Consider the following 3,971-nt stretch of genomic DNA (forward strand, 5'->3'; position numbering starts at 1 on the left):
CGCCGAGGCCGTCGCGTTGGGGGCGGCGCTGGGATCGTTCCGGCCGGCCAAGGTCACCGCGAAGGATGACGGCGACGAGAAGGCGGACTCCGTGAAGGTGCTGGTCGCGGAGGGCGGCGGGGACGCGGTGGCCCGCGCGGCCACGATCGCGGAGTGCGTCAGCCTGGCTCGCGACCTGGTCAACACCCCGCCCAACCTGCTCTTCCCCGGCTCCTTCGCGGACCGTGCGGCCGAACTCGCCGCCGGCGCGGGCCTCGACGTGGAGGTCCTGGACGAGCCCGCTCTCGCGGAGGGCGGCTTCGGCGGCATCCTGGCGGTGGGCGGAGGGTCGTCCCGCGGGCCGCGACTGGTCCGTCTCACCCACCGCGGGGCCGAGGGTCGACCCACCGTCGCGTTGGTCGGAAAAGGCGTCACGTTCGACACCGGCGGCATCTCCATCAAGCCGGCCGCGGGGATGGAGCAGATGACCATGGACATGGGCGGAGCGGCCGCCGTCGTCGCGACCGTCATCCTCGCCGCCCGGCTCGGGCTGGACCTCACCGTGGTGGCCACCGTCCCGATGGCCGAGAACATGCCGTCGTCCACGGCGTACCGCCCCGGTGACGTGCTCACCATGTACGGCGGGACGACGGTGGAGGTGCAGAACACCGACGCCGAGGGCCGACTCATCCTCGCCGACGCCATCGTCAGGGCCTGCGAGGACTCCCCCTCACACCTCATCGACACCGCGACGCTCACCGGCGCACAGATGGTGGCCCTGGGCAAGAAGACCCCCGGCGTCATGGGCACCGAGGACTTCCGGGACCGGGTGGCCGAACTCAGCCGCGAGGTCGGCGAGGGCGGCTGGCCGATGCCGCTGCCGGAGGAACTGCGTGACGGATTGGACTCCGAGGTCGCCGACCTCACCAACGTGACCCCGCATCGCTGGGGTGGCATGCTCTCCGCTGGCCTGTTCCTCTCCGAATTCGTCGCCGAGGGCGTGGAGTGGGTCCACATCGATGTGGCCGGCCCGGCCTATAACGACGGTGGCGCCGAGGGGTACCTGCCCAAGGGGGGGACCGGGGTGCCCGTGCGGACGATGCTCGCGGTCCTGGAGGACATCGCCTCTCGGTGAGTGGTGTCCGACGATTCTCCACTGCAGGGCGCTGACATCGTCCGCACGGGTCACTCTGGACGGGGTGCGATCACGCTGGGTGGGGTGCGATCACGCGACCTGCTCGAGCACCCCGTCCGGGACCGACTGCACGTCCACGGCAGCCGTTGCGTTGCCGAACCCGGGATTGCCGGCCGTGGCGAACCAGTCCCGGGCGACGGTGATGTCGTCTGTGAAGGCGCGGCTCAGGATGAGCAACAGCCGGGCCTTCTGCGGAAGCAACTCGTTGCCGGAGATCATCCCCGCAGCACTGGTGGGGCCGACCGTCCCGGAGCCGGTGCGGCTGGTGGAGACGAACCACACCCCTTGAGTGATGGCATCGCGGCGAGCCTGGCCTGCCGCCGAGGAGATGCCGCCCGCACCGGTACCGGCGGTGACGATTCCGGTCGCCCCACCGGCGACCATTCCCCGGATCGCATCCCCGGAGGCCTCCTGGTAGTTGTAGAAGATCTCCACCTTGGGCAGATCGCCTGCTGAGATCTCCGACAGGTCGAAGGGCGTGAACCACCGGTCGGACTGGCAGTCAAGCACTCTGGACGGTCCACGCGGGAGACTGATCCGATCGCCGTCGATCCACCCGAGAACGCCGACTCTCCGGGATTCGAACGTGTCGGTCCGCATGGTGTTGCCCTTGGTGACGTCGCGTGCCGCGTGAATCTCGTCGTTGAGCATCAGCACGGTGCCGAAGCAGTAGGTCTGCTGAGATGCCGCGAGCCGGATCGACTGGAGCAGGTTGGCGGGGCCGTCACTGCCGAACACCGGGTCGACATCCGGGGTTGGGCCGGCAGCCCACGGACGCATCGCACCTGTGATGACTACCGGCTTCTTGCTCTGGACAGTGACGTCGAGCCAGTACCCGAACTCCTCCATGGTGTCGGTCCCCGTGGTCACCACGACGGCGTCCGAGCTCGCGAGTGCTCGTTCGACCGCCAGGGTCAGCTCGCGATACTGCGCGATGGTGTAACCGCCTGAACCGGCGTTGCCGAACTGCACGATGTCCACGTTGGCCATCTGGTCGATGGCCGGGGCGATTTCGGGGATGAGCTCGGCCATCGGATACGTTCCGGCGCGGTAGTTCGAGTACGAGTCCTGCGTGGTCGCCCGGCCGGCGAGGGTGCCGCCGGTCGCCACGACCGTCACGGTGGGCAGGGTGGGATCCCCGTCATCAATCGGCTCAGTCGGATCGGGCTCGACCGGATCGGGCTCGACCGGAGTCTCGGGTGCGCCCGGCGCTGTCGTGCCCGTACTCGATCCGAGACTGCCGGCGGCGAGGCTGTCAAGCGGAGAGCCCGCCGCTGTGCTGGGCAGCCCTGTGGCCAGGAGTCCGGCGCAGGACAGAGCGGCCACGAACGCTCGTGCCCTGCGGCGGGTTGTCATCTGGAGCATGTGCGCTCATTTCTCTGAGTGGGAAGGGAAACCCGGTCGCTGTGGGAGTGATCCACAAGTGGTTCGAGCGACCAGAGACACACTGTCGCCTTGCTGTTACGGCAGCATTTCCGGTGCATCTTCTTAGGTTTCAAAAGCATCAAGGATGAGTTACGCGGTGATCTCGAACTCTCGGGGGCCGTCGGCGGCGATGGTGCGCCCCTTCGAGAGTCACGACTCAGTGATGGGAGCGGTCGGGGGCGATCGTCGTCGGATGGACGCCAGACTCAGCGGTGCTCACCACACGAACACCGTCGCCCACGGGACTCCGTGGGATACGGCCCCGGCGGAGTGGGCATCGTTCGATCGGCACCTCTCGGCACCACGGTGGTCATCTAGTCCGGCGGGAGTCCCTCGCCTTGGCGCTACGGATGTGCGGTCGGACCGCCCGGCACTGCTAGTGGTCATTCCCGCGCATCTGCTCGCGGAGCCGGCGGGCCCTCTCCTTGCGCTCGCGCGAGATGCGGACCTCCTCGAAGAGCCGCATCCGATCCGGGTACCCGGTCTCCATCGCGTCGTACAGGGGGATCCCCAGCTCGTCGGCGAGCTTGCGCGCGGTGGCGACATCCCCCACCGGGCGGCGCGTCCACTCGCCGTCGAAGGCGACCAGGAGCAGCCCCGGCACCGACACGAGCGTCTCGGGCTCGAGGTACGCCTCGATCCCCACCCTGGTCTCACACCACGACCGGAAGTGGGCGAGGTCAGCGGGATCCGCCGGGATCCGTGACCGCCGCCGCCGGAATAGATCGCGGATCGCCACCGTCGGACTCCTCCCGTCGGCCCCCCGTCCGGGGTGGGGCCGTCTGTGACATTCGATCGTACCGAGCGCCAGCACCGGTGATGGCGTGGCCGCCGGCCGGTTCAGGCGGCCGCTGGCGCCGGGATCGGGGCGTCCGACGACACCGGCAGGTGGTACAGGGCACAATGGTGGGCGATCGTCCGGGCGGACCGCCACAGCGGTCCGGTCCCGGGTCGTCGCAGAACTGACAGCTCACCACCATGTCGCCGCTCACGCGGGCGCGGATCGCGCCGGCGGGCAGCGCCCACAACTCTTGAGGAGTCACGACACCATGGCCTTCTCCGTACAGATGCCGGCTCTCGGTGAATCCGTGAGCGAGGGCACCGTCACCCGCTGGCTCAAGAAGGAGGGGGACACGGTCGAGGTCGACGAACCGTTGCTCGAGGTCTCCACCGACAAGGTCGACACCGAGATCCCGTCGCCCGCCGCGGGCACCCTGTCCAAGATCGTCGCCGACGAGGACGAGACCATCGAGATCGGCGGAGAGCTCGCGGTCATCGACGACGGTTCCGGTGGATCCGACGACGATTCGGATGACGACGCCTCCGACGCTGACGACTCCGCCGACGAGGCCTCCGACACCGCCGATCAGGA

Annotated in this window: 4 protein-coding genes; 2 read left to right on the top strand and 2 right to left on the bottom strand. The window is 68.9% G+C overall.

Features of this window, described 5'->3' with window-relative positions; translation table 11 throughout:
• Positions 1–1,114: leucyl aminopeptidase (locus IY392_RS18805; RefSeq protein WP_194862047.1), on the top strand; the 1,114-nt coding region annotated here is incomplete at its 5' end.
• Between the two features lie 90 nt (positions 1,115–1,204).
• Here the strand turns inward: IY392_RS18805 and IY392_RS18810 are convergent.
• Together IY392_RS18810 and IY392_RS18815 are read right to left on the bottom strand one after the other, a co-directional pair.
• Positions 1,205–2,539, bottom strand: coding sequence for an asparaginase (locus IY392_RS18810; protein WP_228549645.1), 1,335 nt, complete (start codon positions 2,537–2,539; stop codon positions 1,205–1,207).
• Positions 2,540–2,975: 436 nt separating this feature from the next.
• Positions 2,976–3,338 (bottom strand): oxidoreductase, encoded by a 363-nt coding sequence (locus tag IY392_RS18815; protein ID WP_182612326.1) that lies wholly within the window; start codon positions 3,336–3,338, stop codon positions 2,976–2,978.
• A gap of 310 nt (positions 3,339–3,648) precedes the next feature.
• Here IY392_RS18815 and IY392_RS18820 point away from each other — a divergent pair.
• On the top strand, positions 3,649–3,971 hold a 323-nt coding region (locus tag IY392_RS18820), incomplete at its 3' end, for a biotin/lipoyl-containing protein (protein ID WP_304511159.1).

The organism is Dietzia sp. SYD-A1, assembly GCF_015356725.1.
Classification (GTDB): domain Bacteria; phylum Actinomycetota; class Actinomycetes; order Mycobacteriales; family Mycobacteriaceae; genus Dietzia.